Genomic DNA, 15420 nt, shown 5'->3' with positions numbered 1-15420 from the left:
AAAACGCGGTCCACCATACCGGTCGTGGGGCGCTCGCGCGCCAGCCCCAGGGCCGTGTCCGACCCTCGGTATCCTTACAAATGCCTCAGCCCGTCGCGCCGAAGCCGACGGCGATGCAGTTGATCGACAGCAGCAACGCGGATTTCACCGCCTCGCGCTTGTCCTCGTCTTCCTCGCCCCGAAAACGGCGAAGCAACTCCACCTGTTCTCGGCTGACCTGATTGATCGTCGGCAGCCGGCCATTGAGGCGGTCCCGGAACTGCGGGTAGCGCTCGGCCAGTTCGCGGTCGCCGCTGACACGCAGGGCCATCTCGCGGGTCAGCTCGTACTCGGCCTCGATCAGCGGGAAGATGCTGTTGCGGGCGGCCTCGTCGGGCACGAGACCGGCGTAATCTTTCGCAATAGCGAGGTCGACCATCAGAAGTGTCTTCTCGACCTCGTCGAGGATGAGGCGGAACGGCTTCGATTCGGCAAAGAGCCGCTTCAGCTGTGCTTCGCCCTGCGCTCCGCGCACGTCGAGGAAACTCTTCAGGCCGGAGCCGACGCCGTACCAGCCGGTGATGACGTGGCGGTTCTGCGACCAGGCGAAGACCCAGGGAATCGCGCGCAGATCCGCCAGCGAGCGGGCGCCGAAGCGCCGCGCCGGACGGGAGCCGATGTTGAGGAGCGCGATCTCGTCGAGCGGGCTCGCGGCCTGGAAATAGGTCACGAGATCGGGGTGCTGGATCAGGTTGACGTAGGCAGCGCGCGAGGCGCCCGACAGCGCTTCCAGCGTGTCGTCGAACTCATTGCGCGGGATGTTGATCGCCTCGCGCTCCGATTTCAACGCGTGGTCGAACACCGACGAGGCCAGGAGCTCCATCTGATAGGCAGCGGTGCCGCGGTTGGCGTATTTGAAGGAGACGACTTCTCCCTGTTCGGTGGTGCGGAATCGGCCGTTGATCGATCCCGGCGGCTGGGCGGCGATGGCCCGGGCGGTGGGCGCCCCGCCACGGCTCACCGAACCGCCGCGACCGTGGAAGAAGGCGATCGGCACGCCCGACGACTTGCCGAGCTGGGTCAGCTTGTCCTGCGCCTTGTAGAGCTCCCAGTTCGAGGCGACGAAGCCGCCATCCTTGTTCGAATCCGAGTAGCCGATCATCACCTCCTGCATCCCGCCCTGCCAGCGGGTGGAGCGGCGCACGACGGGGATCGAGAACAGCTCCTTCATGATGGCGGGCGCAGCGCGCAGGTCGTCGATGGTCTCGAACAGCGGCACGATCGGCAGGCAGCAGATCTCGGTGCCGGCGGCATCGAGGAAGTTGCCGGCTTCTTTGGCGAGGAGATAGGCGCCGAGGATGTCGGGGACCGAGCGGGTCATCGACAGGATGAACGAGCCGAAAGCCTCGCGGTCGAGCTGCTCGCGCATCTCACCGACGAGGGCAAACGTCTCGAGCGTTTCGCGGGCATCGTCGGGCAGGCTCTCGAACGAACGCTCCCCATGCATCGGCTTCGCCAGCTCGGACAGCAGCCAGTTCTTCCACTCGGGCGATTCGAGGGCGGGCGGCGTCTTGTTCTGGCCGTGGCTCTGGTGCCACAGGGCATGGAGCGTCTTCGTGGTGCGCGTGGTGTTCTCGCGCAGGTCGAGGCGCACGGTGGAGAAGCGGAAGATCTCGACCATGCGGCGCACCGGCCGGACGAGGTCGATGGCCAGCGACGGGCAATTCGCTTCGGTGAGGCCGGCTTCGAGGTGGCGCAGATCGTTGATGAGCCCGTCGGCACTCGGATAGTCGGGGCCGCTGGTGCGCTGCCCCTTGTTGCGCGCGATGGTGGCTTCGAGCTTGCGCAGGATGCAGGTGAGGAACTGGCGATAGGCCTCGCCCGGATTGCGGCTGGCGATGGCGCGCCCGTCGCCGCTCTCCGCGAGAAGCTGCGCGAGTTCGGACTTGAACGTCGCCGGCACAGGCAGCGAGCGCTCGGTGAGGGAGAGCGTGCGGCCAAGCGCCGTGACCCCGTCGCGGTAGCGCCGCAGGGAGGCCAGCGCGTTGCGCTGGAGCGTGGCACGGGTCACCGACGAGGTGACGTAGGGATTGCCGTCTCGGTCCCCGCCGATCCAGGAGCCGAACTGGAAGAAGGCCGGCACCTCGAACTTCTCGTCCGGGTAGTATTCGGCGAGGGATTCCTCGAGGGAGTAGAGCACCTCGGGGAGCATTTCGAACAGGGTCTCGTCGAAGAAGTGCAGGCCCCAGGCGACCTCCCGCTCTACGGTGGCCTTCTCGAGATGGAGTTCGCCGGTCATCCAGACGAGCTCGATCTGGTCGCGCAACTCGTTCATCAGGCCGTTGCGCTCGCGCTCGGTCCAGCGCGGCAACTCAAGCTCGCGCAGGACGAGGTAGATGCGTCGGAACTTCTCCAGCACCGTCACGCGCTTGCCCTCGGTGGGATGCGCCGTGATCGTCGGGCGGATGCGCAGATCCTTCAGCAGGGCGTGGATCTCGGGCGCTTTGATGCCGTTCTTCACCGCTTCCGCCAGGACCGCGCTGAAGCTGCCGCCGAGCTCCGCCCGTCCCTTCGTGCGCTCCAGGTGCCGGCGCCGACGCATGGCGGCGTTCTGCTCGGCGATGGAGAGCAACTGGAACCAGATGCCCTGCACCTGAAGGGCGCGGGCGAGGAGCTCGGGCGAGAATTCCGAGATGTTGGCTTGGCCCAGGAGCACGGCCTCCAGTTCCGGCTCGTGCCGGCGGGCGACTTCGAGCAGGGCGTGGAACAGGATGTCGAGCGCCTCCTTCGACGACGTACCGGTGATGACCGGCGGCGCGAAGGGATGGTCGAGGGTCCCGACCGGGGCGTGGAGGGTATCGGTCATCGGATGGCCACCTCGAACAGAGTTGAGCCGATGGCCGCCGGGGACGCGCGGGCAACGGTGATGAAGCGGCCGCCCCGCAGCATGGAACGCAGCGTCGGGGCGATCAAGGGGTGGTTTCTGTGGTTGGGTCCGTCGGCGGCCGGGCGGCGCTGCCCCTCTCCCGGTCGCTCCGCGACCACCCTCCCCCGCTGAGGGGGAGGGTTTGCGCGTTCAGGCGGCGAGTTTGCGCATCACCTGCTCGACCGTCGAGCCGAAATCGCCGGGGCTGGGGGCCACGGTCAGGCCATAGGAGCGCATGATCTCGGCCTTCTCGGCGGCACTGTCGCCGGTGGCGGAGATGATGGCGCCGGCATGGCCCATGCGGCGGCCCTTCGGAGCGGTGAGACCGGCGACGAAGCCGATGACGGGCTTCGACATGTTCTCCTTGATCCAGGCCGAGGCCTCGGCCTCCTGCGGACCACCGATCTCGCCAATCATCAGCACGGCCTTGGTGTCGGGGTCCTGCTCGAACAGGGCGAGATGGTCGAGGAAGGACGACCCGTTAATCGGGTCGCCGCCGATACCCACCGACGTGGTGATGCCGATGCCCTTTTCCTTCATCTGCGCCGCCGCCTCATAGCCGAGGGTGCCCGAGCGCGAGATCACGCCGACATTGCCCTTGAGGTAGATGTGGCCGGGCATGATGCCGAGCATCGACTTGCCGGGCGAGATGATGCCGGCGCAGTTCGGGCCCACCACCATGGTGCGCTTGTCCTTGGGGTAGCGGCGCAGATACCGCTTCACCCGCATCATGTCCTGAGCCGGGATGCCGTCGGTGATCGAGCAGATCAGCGCGAGCCCGGCATCGGCCCCTTCCATGATCGCGTCGGCCGCGAAGGGCGGGGCGACGAAGGTGATCGAGGTGGTGGCTCCGGTGGCCTCGACGGCCTCCTTGACGGTGTTGAACACCGGGACGCCGAGATGGGTCTTGCCGCCCTTGCCCGGGGTGACGCCGCCGACGATGTTCGAGCCGTACTCGATCATCTCCTTGGCGTGGAACGTACCCTTATCGCCGGTGATGCCCTGGACGATGATCGGGGTCTTCTCGTCGATCAGAATGCTCATGACGTATCCTCCCCTCGTCTCAGTGGTTGCGCTTGGCGGCGTCGCAGGCGGCGACGGCCTTGGTGGCGGCATCCGACAGGCTGTCGGCGGTGATGAGATCGAGGCCGCTCTCGGCCAGGATCTTCTTGCCCGCCTCGACATTCGTTCCGGCGAGCCGGACGATGAGCGGCACGTCGATCTTCACTTCCTTCGCCGCCTGGATCACGCCCTGGGCGACCCAGTCGCAGCGGTTGATGCCGGCGAAGATGTTGACGAGGATCGCCTTGACGTTGCGGTCCGAGAGGACGAGCCGGAAGGCCGTCGCCACACGGTCGGGGCTGGCGCCGCCGCCGACATCGAGGAAGTTCGCCGGCTCGCCGCCCGCGTGCTTGATCATGTCCATGGTGGCCATGGCGAGGCCGGCGCCGTTGACGATGCAGCCGATCTCGCCGTCGAGGCCGATATAGCTGAGATTGTGCTCGGCGGCCTGGGCCTCGCGCGGGTCGCCCTGCGAGGGATCGTGCATGTCGGCGATGTTGCGCCGGCGGAACATGGCGTTGTCGTCGAAGGACATCTTGGCGTCGAGCGCCAGGACGCGGTCGTCCTTGGTGACGACGAGAGGGTTGATCTCCAGCATCGTACCGTCGCAATCGCGGAACGCCCGGTAGGCGTTCATGATCGTCTTCACGGCCGCCGAGACCTGCTTGATGTTCAGGCCGAGCTGGAACGCGATCTCGCGGGCCTGGAACTGCTGCAGGCCGACGGCCGGCTCGACCACGACCTGGATCAGGGCCTCGGGCTCGTTGGCGGCGATCTCTTCGATGTCCATGCCGCCGCGCTGCGAGGCGATGACGCGGACTCGCTCGGCCTTACGGTCGAGGACGTAGCCGAGATAGAGTTCGCGCTCGAACGGGTCGGCGGTCTCGATATAGACGCGCTGGACAGGCTTGCCTTCCGGGCCGGTCTGCAGGGTGACGAGACGCTTGCCGAGGAGGTCCTTGGCGGCGTCGCGGACCTCGTTGTAGGTCCGGCACAGCTTAATGCCGCCGGCCTTGCCGCGCGCACCGGCATGGATCTGGGCCTTCACCGCCCAGAACGAGCCACCGAGCTCGGTGGCGGCGTAGACTGCCTGGTCGGGGCTGAAGGCCACCGCGCCTTTGGGAACCGCGACGCCGAATCCGGCGAGCAGCTCCTTGGCTTGATACTCATGCACGTCCATGTGCGTTCTCCTCGGCGTTTTTCCCTGGGACAGACACTCTCGTAAATTTCACTTCACGGAAAGAGCTTCTGTTGTAATATTTTTTTACATTCTCTTTCACTCCGCCTTTAACGGCGGACGGAATGTATTTTTTAGACGAAAAGGCCGGCTGAGTTTGCTCTCGCCGGCCTGTCGTTGGTCTTAGTTCACCTTGGCCTTCACGACCTCGTAGATCTTCTCGTTCAATGGTCCTGCTGGCCCAAGCAACTCTTCGAGTTGCTTCAGTCGCTCATCGGCAAATCCCCGATCGTCCAGGCCCTTGGCGTTGACATAGACGTTGAGCGCGGCGCTGCGCAGTCCGGCATGAGCGGAGAGAACCGCGACCCCTGCATCGGAGATGACGTTGAGGTTGCCCTTGTCGGCCACGGCCTCGGCGAGGTCGATGACCTCGCGGCAGGCGCGGCAACAGGCGAGCGGCACGTCGGTGGCGACCTTGAGCGCCTCTTGGATTCTGGCGGCGCGAGCCGCCTTTTCCTCGTCGGTGCCCTTCGGCAGGCCGTAGGCTCCCATCACGGCGTCGAAAGCCTCGACATCGTCGGCGATCATTCCAGTGAGTTCGGCCCGGAGCGCTTCGGACTTGCCGAGGATCTCCTTCAGCTCGCCCTCCACCTCGACGTACTTCTTCTTTCCGATGGTGAGGTTGCACACCATGCTGAGGAGCGCGGCGCCCATGGCACCGGAGATAGCGGCGGCTCCGCCGCCTCCGGGGGTCGGGGCCGAGCTCGCGAGCCCGTCGAGGAAGCTCTGGATGGTTTCGTTGGCGGGCGCCGTCTTCTCGCTCATGGGTCAGGCCATCGTCTTGGCGAGGGCATAGATCTCCTCGGCGTCGAAGACCTTCTCGGCGCTGTCGAAGAGCTGGCCGACGCAGGCGCGGTGCAGCTTCAGCTTCAGGCCGCCGATGCCGAGGGCCCCGAACACCTTCTTGCCGTGCCGCTCCTTACCCTTGTCCATGGCGTCGATGCCGCCGAAGCCGAGGGGCGGCTGGGCGTTGTAGTCGGCGATGAACTCGATGCTGGCCTCGTCTTTCCAGTCGGCTTCGGCAAGAAGCTCGAGGCCGATGGCGCCGGCCGAGAAAACGAGGTTCTGGCCCTTGACGATGGCGGCGCGCGAGGCGGCGTCCGGCGTCGCGGCGGCGCTGATCTGAACGTTGAAGCGCTTGTTGATGGAATCGGCGGCGGCCTGGGCCTTGTCCAGCGAACGACCGCAGAGGACGACGGTGGCGCCTTCCTGCGCAAGGAGCGCTGCCGAGCGCATGCCCACCGGACCGGTGCCGGCGAGCACGACGGCCTTCTTGCCCTGAAGCGATCCGGCGGCCTTCTGAACCAGCGCGACGCCGGCGGCTGCGGTGGTGTTCGAGCCGTTCGAATCGAGCATGATCGACACGCGGAAGGGGCCGAAGAAACGCTTCTTCACGGCCTCGAACACCGCTTCGCCGGCCGCCATGCTGCCGCCGCCGACGAAGATCGCCGTGGACTTCTTCTCGGAACCGCCGCGGGTGTAAATCGTGCCGTCCACCAGCGCGCCGACATTGTCGGGCGTCACGTTGCCGTAGCCGGTGATGCGATCGGCCCCGCCGTCGTAACCGACGACCACATCGAACACGCTCGGAACGGTATCGGTATCCAATTGGAACAGCAGCTTCTTCGTCATGTCGTTTCCTCTGCCCGCGTCGCTGCGCGGTTATCGTATGATTGGCGAGACTGCGATGAGCCGCGCGATGGTGTGCTCCAACATTCCGCAGTGTCGGCGGCCCGTCATCCGAACACCCCGTCGGCACAGCCTCGATCAGCGCCCGGCGATTTGGATTTCGGGCTCCGCTCCACGGCCCCGGAGGGACGTCTGCGTCTCCGAGCCGGGTCTCCACGTATGGAGCCCGATCCTCACACCACGTTCTGCGGCTTGCCCGCAACATAGGCCTCGACGTTGTCCACGAGCTGGTCGGCCAGGATCTGCATGGCCTCCTTGCTCGCCCAGGCCACGTGCGGCGTGACGATGAGGTTGGGCAGGTCGAGCTCGCACAGGATGTTGCCGTTCTTGGGCGGCTCGGTCATCACCACGTCGAATCCGGCGCCGCCGATCGTGCCGGCCTTCAGGGCCTCGGCGAGGGCTTCCTCGTCGACGAGGCCGCCACGCGCCGTGTTGATCAGGATGGCGTGTTTCTTCATCTTGGCCAGCTGCTCGGCGCCGATCATGTTCCGGGTCTCCGGCGTCAGCGGCGCATGCAGGGTGATGACGTCGGATTCGGTCAGGATCGTCTCGAAATCCACGAGGCCTTCCTGCGGGAACACGTCGTAGGCGATGACCTTCATGCCGAGCGCTTCCGCCCGCTTGGCGATGGACTTACCGAGCGCGCCATAGCCGACGATGCCCAGCGTCGAGCCGGCGATGTCGTGGATCGGATAGTCGAAATAGCAGAACTGGGTGGACTTCGCCCAATCGCCCCGGCGCACGGAGTTCGCGTAGGGCACGATGGCGCGCCGCAGGGCGAACATCAGGCCGATCACGTGCTCGGGCACGGTGTTGAAGGCGTAGTTGCGGATATTGACGACCGTGATGCCGAGTTCCTTAGCGACGGCCTTGTCGACGACATCGGTGCCGGTGGCGGCCACGGCGATGAGCTTGAGGTCGGGGAGCTGCTTCAACGTCTCGGCGCGCATGGGCACCTTGTTGATCAGCGCGATCTCGGCCCCCTTCAGGCGCTCGACGATCTCCTCCGGCGTCCAGGTGGAGTCGTACTCGGTATATTCGTGCGGGAAATTGAACTCACGCACCTTGGCGTCGAGGGATTCACGATCGAGGAAGACGATTTTGTGCGCCATTGGAACCCTCAAGCGACGTTCCGCGCCGAGCGCGACGTTACGCGATACACGCTTCTATAGACGATGCCCCGGGGCCGGCGAGATGCCGGCCCCGGGAAACAGCTTCGATCAGGACTTGGCGAGGGGGTTCTCACGCAGGTAGCTGGAGGCGGCGGCGACGCCGGAGCCCGGCTGCACCTTCACGCCGTTGTCGAGCATGGCCATCTCCGCGCCGGCGATGGCGCCGAGAAGCGAGAGCTCGTTCAGGTCACCCACGTGGCCGATGCGGAACACCTTGCCGGCCACCTGGCTCAAACCCGCGCCGAGGGCGAGGTTGTAGCGCACGAAGGCGTGCTTGATGATCGCGGCGGCGTCGATGCCCTCGGGGACGAGGATGGCCGTCACCGTGTCCGAGTTCCACTTGGCTTCCTTGGCGCAGGTCTTGAGACCCCAGGCCGCCACGGCCTGGCGGGTCGCCTCGGCGAGTACGGCATGGCGGTGGTAGACGTTCTCGAGACCTTCTTCCCGCAGGCAGGCGAGTGCCTCGCGCAGGCCGTAGAGAAGCGGCAGGGCGGGGGTGTAGGGGAAGTAGCCGGCGCCGTTCTGCTTCTGATGGTCGGCCCAGTCGAAGTAGACATGCGCGAGACGGTCGTTCGGGCCCGACGAGGACTCGGCGGCCTTGAGCGCCTTCTGGCTGACGCAGATCACGCCGAGGCCGGCGGGGAGCATCAGGCCCTTCTGCGAGCCGGCGATGGCGCAATCGACCTTCCACTCGTCGGCGTAGAACGGCAGCGAGCCGATCGAGGACACGCCATCGACGAAGAGAAGTGCCGGGTGGCCGGCCGCGTCGATCGCCTTGCGCACGGCACCGATGTCGCTGGTGACGCCGGTGGCGGTCTCGTTATGGACCGTCATGACGGCCTTGATTTCGTGGTTCGTGTCGGCGCGCAGCGCCTCCTCGATCCGCTGCGGGTTCGCACCCGTGCCCCACTCCTCTTCCTGAACGATCACGTTCAGGCCGAGGCGCTGGGCCATGTCGATCCACAGGTGGCTGAACTGGCCGAAGCGCGAGGTCAGCACCGTGTCGCCGCGATGCAGGGTGTTGGTCAGCGCCGATTCCCAGATACCGGTACCCGAGGCCGGGAACAGGAAGATCGTGCCCTCGGTCGAGCCGAACACGGCCTTGGTCTCTTCGAACAGGGGCTTGGTCAGCGTCGGGAAATCCACCGAACGATGATCCTCGGAGGGAACGATCATCGCCCGCTGGACGCGGTCGGGGATGTTCGTCGGGCCCGGAACGAACAGATGGTTCCGACCCGGCCGTCTCGTTGCCGCCATGTTGTGTCTCCGGTTCTTCTTCGGTTCGCGCGCACGCATCGTGCGACGCTGGGATCGAATACGGTGGTCCGAGGTCGCGATCCGGCCTGATGGGCAGCCGGGACGGTTCCTAAGCTTTGGGAAAGAAACGGCGGCGCTGCCAGGAGCCCCGGCTGCCGCGCGTCCGTCTGGAGGAGTAGGCAGGGTCCACGATCGCCGACGGAAGGCGCGAGGCCCGCCTCGTGCCATCACCGATGACTGCGAGTTCCGGAGCGCTCGACGTGACTGCCTTCGACTGGATCAAGCCTCTCTCCGTTGGCCGGGGCGCGCGAATACCGCACACTCCCAAGGCCTTGGACGTCGTTTCTCACCTCGTCGGCAACCTTGATTTCGCCTCGCATGGGCTCCGGACACGCGCTTTCCAGCGCGATCCGGTGGGTCACCTTGATCGGGACTATGCCGGGGTTCGCCCCCGAAGGAAAACGCAAAAAACTTCCCGGCCACTCAAAAAATTTGTCGCGCAGTGCAACATCCGCGCGATGCGGTTGAAGTAGTCGCGTTGGGAGGCGAGCCACGGGGCGAGACGGCGCGCGTCATCAAACTGATACGGGAATCCGGTTTGGCTCAACGCACCGAAGCCGTTCGGAGTGGATCGTGGGCGAAGATACAGAGAAGACGATCCGCGTGAGGACGCTCTTCCTGTCCGATATGCATCTGGGCACGAAGGGCTGTCAGGCAGGATTGCTGCTGGAATTCCTGCGGGATTACGACGCCGACGAGATCTACCTCGTCGGCGACATCGTGGACGGCTGGCAGCTCAAATCGGGCTGGTTCTGGCCGCAGAGCCACAACGACGTGGTGCAGAAACTGCTGCGCAAAGTGCGCAAGGGCTCGACGCTGATCTACATCCCCGGCAACCACGACGAGTTCCTGCGCGATTATCTCGGCATGACCTTCGGCGGGATCGAGGTGGTGGACGACCGGATCCACGTCGCTGCGGACGGCAAGCGCTACCTCGTCATCCATGGCGACCAGTTCGACATGGTCGTGCGGCATGCCAAATGGATCGCCTTCCTGGGCGACGGGGCCTACACGTTCGCGCTCTTCATCAACACGCATCTGAACACGATCCGGCGTCGCCTCGGCCTCGCCTATTGGTCGCTCTCGGCCTGGGCGAAGCTGAAGGTGAAGAACGCCGTCAACTTCATCGGAAAGTTCGAGGAGCTGCTCAGCGCGGAGGCCAAGCGCGTGGGCGCAGACGGCGTCATCTGCGGACACATCCACCATGCCGCGCACCGGCAGATCGCCGGGCTGACCTATCTGAACACCGGGGATTGGGTGGAATCCTGCACCGCCATCGTCGAGCATTACGACGGCACCATGGAGGTGCTGCATTACCCGAGCGTGTTGCGGGCGCGGGCCGCCGCGGAAGAAGCGGAGCGCAGCGCGGTCGCCGTCGGTCCGGCGCGGGCGGTCGCGTGAGGCTGCTGATCGCCACCGATGCGTGGCACCCGCAGGTCAACGGGGTCGTCCGCTCTCTCGAGAACATGGCGGCGGCGGGCCAGGAGCTCGGCTTCGAGACCGTGTTCCTGACCCATCAGGACTTCGCCTCGGTGCCGCTTCCGGGATACCCGGAGATTCGGCTGTCCTATGCCACCAAGGGCAAGGTCGCGCGCCTATGGTCGGATCTCGCCCCGACCCATGTCCATGTGGCCACCGAGGGGACCGTCGGCTACGCGACCCGGCGCTATTGTCTCGCCCATGGCCGCCCTTTCACCACGAGCTATCACACGCGCTTTCCCGAGTACCTCGCCGCCCGCGCCCCCGTCCCCGAAAGCTGGAGCTACGCCTGGCTGCGGCGCTTCCATGGCGCCGCGAGCGGGACGATGGTCTCGACCCCTTCCCTGGAGCGTGACCTCGCCTCTCGCGGCTTCGGCAACCTGATGCGCTGGACGCGGGGGGTCGATACGGACCTCTTTCGCCCCGCCGGGCCGGATGACGTCCCGCCCGATGCCCTGGTCGGATTGTCCGGACCGTTCTTTCTCTTCGTCGGCCGGCTGGCGGTGGAGAAGAACGTCTCGGCCTTCCTCGATCTCGACCTGCCGGGCACCAAAATCGTGGTCGGAGACGGCCCCGACCGGGCGCGCCTCGCCGGCCTGTATCCGAAGGCCCGCTTCCTCGGCACCCTGACCGGCGCGGCGCTCGCCCGCATCTACGCGGCGGCGGACGTCTTCGTGTTCCCCAGCCTTACCGACACGTTCGGCATCGTCCTGCTCGAAGCCCTCGCCTGCGGCGTTCCGGTGGCGGCCTATCCGGTCACCGGCCCCCTCGACGTCATCGGCGGGACCGGCGCCGGAATCCTCGGACCCGACCTGCGCGAGGCGGCGCTCGCCGCCCTGTCGATCCCCCGCGAGCGCTGCCGCGCAGAGGCCTTGCGCTACACCTGGGGCGAGAGCGCGCGCCAGTTCTTCACCAACATTTCGCTGGCTCACGGCACCGGCCTTCCCACGCCGAAGCGCCGGGCGTTCAGGACGGCACCGGCAGTGTAGCGTGGGACGGTGGGGATGACCTTCCGGCCTCTTCGCTTGGGGGCACACGCCCACACATTTCTGGCGCCAAGCAAGGTGACCCGTCTTTGGCCGAAGTGTAATCCATCGGGCCGATGACCAGACCGTTCGCCGACCCCGTCGCCAGCACCCTCCCCGCTCTCATCGGCTGCGACGAGGTCGGGCGCGGTGCGCTGTGCGGCCCCGTGGTCGTGGCGGCGGTCTGGTTCGATCCCGCCGTGTTCCCGGCCTCCGTGCTGGCCTGCCTCGACGACAGCAAGAAGCTCGACCGGGCGACGCGCGAGCGCCTGACGCCACTCATTCGCGAACATGCCGAGGTGGCGGTGGCGGCCGGGTCACGGCAGCTCGTGGACCGGATCAACGTCCGCGCGGCGACCCTCGACGCCATGCGGCGAGCGGTGGAGAAGCTCGGTCTCGAAGCGCCCGTGGCCGTGGATGGGCGCGATGCCATCCCCGGCCTGTCCCTGCCGTGCCGGGCGGTGATCGGCGGCGATCGGCTGGTGCCCCAGATCGCGGCGGCCTCCATCGTCGCCAAGACCTTGCGGGACGATCTCATGCGGGTTCTGGCCGGCCGTCATCCGGCCTATGCCTGGGATCGCAATGTCGGCTATGGCACCGCGGCTCATCTCGCCGGTTTGGCGAGCCTCGGTCGCTCCGCGCATCACCGGGTGAGCTTCACCAAGCGTTTCGCGTCCTCGCCCTCTGTTGTCACAACAGGCGCAGCTGTGCCCCGGACGCCGCTGTAGGATCGAAGAGATCCGTGCGCAGGGAGATGCGCGCATCGGCGTAGCCGAAGCGTTGCTTTGCCAGCCGCATGCGTTGGCCGATGAGATCGGCATAGGCCCCGCTGCCGGTCATCCGCCGGCCGAAAGTCGCATCGTAGGCCTTGCCGCCACGGGCCTCGCGCACGAGCGACATCACGTGCCGCCGGCGCCCCGGATAATGCTCGGCGAACCAGTCGTTCACGAGGTCGTCGAGTTCGAGCGGCAGCCGCAGCAGGACATGGCGCGCCTCGACGGCACCGCATTCCCGCGCCCGCTCCAGTACCGCTTCGATCTCGTGGTCGTTCAGCGATGGAATGACCGGAGCCATCATCACCATGACCGGGATGCCCGCGCGGCTGAGCTGACGGATCGCTTCGAGGCGCCGGTCGGGATGGGGAGCGCGCGGCTCCATCCGGCGGGCCAGGACAGGGTCGAGGGTCGTCACCGACATCGCAACCTTGACGAGGCCTAGCTCCGCCATTGGCGCCAGGATGTCGATGTCCCGGGCGACGAGGTTCGATTTCGTGACGATCCCCACGGGATGGCGGAAGCGCGCCAAGACGCCGAGCACGGCGCGGGTGATACCATGGTCTCGCTCGATCGGCTGATACGGGTCCGTGGCCGTCCCGAGGGCGATCGTCTGCGGCAGGTAGCCCTTCGCGGAAAGCTCACGCTCCAGCAACTCGGCCGCATGGGCCTTGTGGAACAGCTTCGTCTCGAAATCGAGGCCGGGGGACAAGCCGACATAGGCGTGGTTGGGCCGGGCGAAACAGTAGACGCATCCGTGCTCGCAGCCGCGATAGGGATTGATCGAGCGATCGAACGGCAGGTCCGGTGACGTATTCCGCGTCAGGATGGTGCGTGCGTGCTCGGGCCGGTCTTCGGTACGCAGGCGCTGGGCGGCATCATCCGAAACCCAACCGTCGTCGAAGGCCTCCCGCCGTGCCGGTTCATAGCGACCGCAGGGATTGGCCGTGGCCCCACGCCCCTTTCTCGCATCCGCCGACAGGGTGCTCCCCCCAAGCCGCCGGTCGGGCGCGCCGAACGCCTCGTCACCCTCGTCCCCGGCGGCCTTCACCGCTCGGACCACACAGCCAGTTCCGTTCCCGCCGGGTCCTTGAAATGGAAGCGGCGACCGCCGGGAAAAGCGAAGATCGGCGCCACGATCGTGCCCCCCGCCGCCTCGACCCGTGCCTGCATCGCTTCGAGATCTTGCGCATAGAGTACGGGCAAGGGCACCGCCTTCGCCGCGTCGGCATCGAACCCGCCATCGAGACCCTCATCGAAGGCGGCATAGCGCGGGCCGTAATCGACGAAGCTCCAGCCGAAAGCGTTCCCGTAGAAGGCTTTCACCCGGTCGATGTCGCCGCCCGGCAACTCGAGGTAATCGATCTTGCCATCCTGCCGCATGCCTTGCTCCCCATTCGTTTCGACGAAGGGACGCCTGGCGCGTCGCGCGATGCCCCTCCGTTCGGGCCGCGAACATATCAGGAACACGAACGGCATCCCTGCCCTTTTTTAGAGCAATCGACGGGTTATGCCTGCGAGGCGCGGGTTCTCGTCGTTGTTTCGGCGCCATCCGGCTTTCTCCGGGCCGAAAATACGGTATGCGCGCGCATGATTTCGGCTCTGATCCATGTAGCGATGCCGGTCGGCCCCGATGCGGTCGACCAGCTCGCCGATACTCTGGGGGCTCTCGTCGAGGGCGTCGCCGCCGGGCTCGTCGGCGACGCGGTCATCATCGCCCCCGCCCATGATGCTGCGATCGATGCCGTGGCCGAGGCCACCGGCGCGACCTTCGTCGTCCGTTCGGGCGGTACGCCGCCCTGGTCGGAGGGGGCGAGGGCCGCGCGGCGGGAATGGGTCCTGTGCCTCGAGGCCGGTGACGTGCCGGCCGAGGGCTGGATCCGCACCATCGATCGGTTCATCGGGACGGCCCGGCCGGAGATGGTCCTCGGGCGCCTGCGCCGACCCCATGCGGGATTGCCGTCGCGCCTTGCGGCACAGGGCGAGTCCGTCATCGGCGTGCGCACACCGCGCGCCGGAGACCTCGTACGCCGGGACCGCCTCATCGCGAGCGCCGTCTTCTCGACCCGCCTGCATCCCCGGCGGGTGAACGTGCGGCTGAACCGAGGGTAATCAGACCGGGATCGAGGCGCCGCGCCGCAGGTGTTCGTCCAGGCGCGGCATGATCTCGACGAAGTTGCAGGGCCGGTGTCGATAGTCGAGTTGCGCGGCGAGGATGCCGTCCCACGCATCGCGGCACGCGCCCGGTGAACCGGGCAGGACGAACACGAAGGTGGCGTTCGCGAGCCCCGCCGTGGCTCGTGACTGCAGGGTGGACGTCCCGATCTTGTCGTAGGAGATGCGGTGGAAGACCGCCGAGAATCCGTCCATCCGCTTCTCGAAGAGCGGCTCGATCGCTTCGGGTGTCACATCGCGTCCGGTGAAGCCCGTGCCGCCCGTGGTGATCACCACGTCGACAGCCGGGTCCCGCGTCCAGGATTCCACCTGTGCGCGGATCGCGACGACCTCGTCGGGGACGATGGCGCGGCCGGCGAGGCTATGCCCGGCCGCGACGAGCCGTTCGCACAGCGTGTCGCCGGAACGATCGTCCTCGGCGACACGGGTGTCGGAGACGGTCAGCACCGCGATGGAGAGCGGGATGAAGCTACGGGTCTTGTCTGCGGCGACCATGGCTGACGGCTCTCGGCTCGGCGGTACCGACCGGTTCTAGCCGCGAATGGGGCGGCAGGTCGATCCCGCCACCCCTGGGGTGCTCCACCGC

General features: G+C 66.7%; 15 protein-coding genes. 5 read left to right on the top strand and 10 right to left on the bottom strand.

All coding sequences use genetic code 11. The features are described from left to right. Window positions 1–85 precede the first annotated feature (85 nt). From FV220_RS01740 to FV220_RS01710, 7 genes are all read right to left on the bottom strand, one after another. A complete protein-coding gene (locus tag FV220_RS01740) occupies window positions 86–2845 on the bottom strand; it encodes a phosphoenolpyruvate carboxylase (RefSeq protein WP_018042402.1) in 2760 nt (919 codons plus the stop codon). A gap of 210 nt (window positions 2846–3055) precedes the next feature. Further along, entirely contained in the window at window positions 3056–3949 is an 894-nt protein-coding gene (sucD, locus tag FV220_RS01735; protein ID WP_018042400.1) for a succinate--CoA ligase subunit alpha, read from the bottom strand. 19 nt (window positions 3950–3968) lie between these two features. Beyond that, window positions 3969–5147, bottom strand: a complete 1179-nt coding sequence (locus FV220_RS01730) for a malate--CoA ligase subunit beta (protein WP_018042399.1) — start codon at window positions 5145–5147, stop codon at window positions 3969–3971. 180 nt (window positions 5148–5327) lie between these two features. Further along, on the bottom strand, window positions 5328–5969 hold the full coding sequence (fchA, locus tag FV220_RS01725) for a methenyltetrahydrofolate cyclohydrolase (protein ID WP_147829244.1): 642 nt from the start codon (window positions 5967–5969) through the stop codon (window positions 5328–5330). Window positions 5970–5972: 3 nt separating this feature from the next. After that, entirely contained in the window at window positions 5973–6836 is an 864-nt protein-coding gene (locus FV220_RS01720) for an NADP-dependent methylenetetrahydromethanopterin/methylenetetrahydrofolate dehydrogenase (RefSeq protein ID WP_147829242.1), read from the bottom strand. A 230-nt stretch (window positions 6837–7066) separates the two neighbouring features. Beyond that, window positions 7067–8005 (bottom strand): D-2-hydroxyacid dehydrogenase, encoded by a 939-nt coding sequence (locus tag FV220_RS01715; protein WP_018042396.1) that lies wholly within the window; start codon window positions 8003–8005, stop codon window positions 7067–7069. Between the two features lie 108 nt (window positions 8006–8113). Next, window positions 8114–9322 carry an aminotransferase class V-fold PLP-dependent enzyme gene (locus tag FV220_RS01710; protein WP_026175686.1) on the bottom strand — a complete coding sequence of 403 codons (1209 nt, stop codon included), beginning with the start codon at window positions 9320–9322 and terminating at the stop codon, window positions 8114–8116. 260 nt (window positions 9323–9582) lie between these two features. Between FV220_RS01710 and FV220_RS01705 the strand changes: the two genes are divergently transcribed. From FV220_RS01705 to FV220_RS01690, 4 genes are all read left to right on the top strand, one after another. Continuing rightward, window positions 9583–9855 (top strand): hypothetical protein, encoded by a 273-nt coding sequence (locus FV220_RS01705; protein WP_147829240.1) that lies wholly within the window; start codon window positions 9583–9585, stop codon window positions 9853–9855. Window positions 9856–9955: 100 nt separating this feature from the next. After that, on the top strand, window positions 9956–10783 hold the full coding sequence (locus tag FV220_RS01700) for a UDP-2,3-diacylglucosamine diphosphatase (protein ID WP_056146553.1): 828 nt from the start codon (window positions 9956–9958) through the stop codon (window positions 10781–10783). Continuing rightward, window positions 10780–11850 carry a glycosyltransferase family 1 protein gene (locus FV220_RS01695; protein ID WP_147829238.1) on the top strand — a complete coding sequence of 357 codons (1071 nt, stop codon included), beginning with the start codon at window positions 10780–10782 and terminating at the stop codon, window positions 11848–11850. The genes FV220_RS01700 and FV220_RS01695 overlap by 4 nt, the downstream gene beginning before the upstream one ends. 113 nt (window positions 11851–11963) lie before the next feature. Beyond that, on the top strand, window positions 11964–12614 hold the full coding sequence (locus FV220_RS01690; RefSeq protein ID WP_056145990.1) for a ribonuclease HII: 651 nt from the start codon (window positions 11964–11966) through the stop codon (window positions 12612–12614). Here FV220_RS01690 and FV220_RS01685 read toward each other — a convergent pair. Continuing rightward, window positions 12577–13710, bottom strand: coding sequence for a PA0069 family radical SAM protein (locus tag FV220_RS01685; protein ID WP_147829264.1), 1134 nt, complete (start codon window positions 13708–13710; stop codon window positions 12577–12579). The two genes, FV220_RS01690 and FV220_RS01685, sit on opposite strands and share 38 nt — an antisense overlap. Next, on the bottom strand, window positions 13707–14042 hold the full coding sequence (locus FV220_RS01680; protein WP_056145987.1) for a VOC family protein: 336 nt from the start codon (window positions 14040–14042) through the stop codon (window positions 13707–13709). Before FV220_RS01680 ends, FV220_RS01685 begins: the two co-directional genes overlap by 4 nt. Before the next feature lie 207 nt (window positions 14043–14249). Between FV220_RS01680 and FV220_RS01675 the strand changes: the two genes are divergently transcribed. After that, a complete protein-coding gene (locus tag FV220_RS01675; RefSeq protein WP_018042389.1) occupies window positions 14250–14771 on the top strand; it encodes a hypothetical protein in 522 nt (173 codons plus the stop codon). Here FV220_RS01675 and moaB read toward each other — a convergent pair whose 3' ends face one another. Further along, window positions 14772–15329 (bottom strand): molybdenum cofactor biosynthesis protein B, encoded by a 558-nt coding sequence (gene moaB / locus FV220_RS01670; RefSeq protein WP_018042388.1) that lies wholly within the window; start codon window positions 15327–15329, stop codon window positions 14772–14774. It lies immediately after the preceding gene. Window positions 15330–15420 lie beyond the last annotated feature (91 nt).

Origin of the sequence: Methylobacterium sp. WL19 (assembly GCF_008040005.1) — a bacterium.
GTDB lineage: Bacteria > Pseudomonadota > Alphaproteobacteria > Rhizobiales > Beijerinckiaceae > Methylobacterium > Methylobacterium bullatum.
Note: the sequence above shows the minus strand (reverse complement) of the source record. Positions and strands in the feature narration are given on the sequence as shown.

Coding starts and splice junctions, on each gene's coding strand:
- FV220_RS01715 (WP_018042396.1), bottom strand. CDS start 8,005: ATGGCGCACAAAATCGTCTTCCTCGATCGTGAATCCCTCGACGCCAAG.
- moaB (WP_018042388.1), bottom strand. CDS start 15,329: ATGGTCGCCGCAGACAAGACCCGTAGCTTCATCCCGCTCTCCATCGCG.
- fchA (WP_147829244.1), bottom strand. CDS start 5,969: ATGAGCGAGAAGACGGCGCCCGCCAACGAAACCATCCAGAGCTTCCTC.
- sucD (WP_018042400.1), bottom strand. CDS start 3,949: ATGAGCATTCTGATCGACGAGAAGACCCCGATCATCGTCCAGGGCATC.
- FV220_RS01720 (WP_147829242.1), bottom strand. CDS start 6,836: ATGACGAAGAAGCTGCTGTTCCAATTGGATACCGATACCGTTCCGAGC.
- FV220_RS01740 (WP_018042402.1), bottom strand. CDS start 2,845: ATGACCGATACCCTCCACGCCCCGGTCGGGACCCTCGACCATCCCTTC.
- FV220_RS01680 (WP_056145987.1), bottom strand. CDS start 14,042: ATGCGGCAGGATGGCAAGATCGATTACCTCGAGTTGCCGGGCGGCGAC.
- FV220_RS01710 (WP_026175686.1), bottom strand. CDS start 9,322: ATGGCGGCAACGAGACGGCCGGGTCGGAACCATCTGTTCGTTCCGGGC.
- FV220_RS01690 (WP_056145990.1), top strand. CDS start 11,964: ATGACCAGACCGTTCGCCGACCCCGTCGCCAGCACCCTCCCCGCTCTC.
- FV220_RS01730 (WP_018042399.1), bottom strand. CDS start 5,147: ATGGACGTGCATGAGTATCAAGCCAAGGAGCTGCTCGCCGGATTCGGC.
- FV220_RS01675 (WP_018042389.1), top strand. CDS start 14,250: ATGATTTCGGCTCTGATCCATGTAGCGATGCCGGTCGGCCCCGATGCG.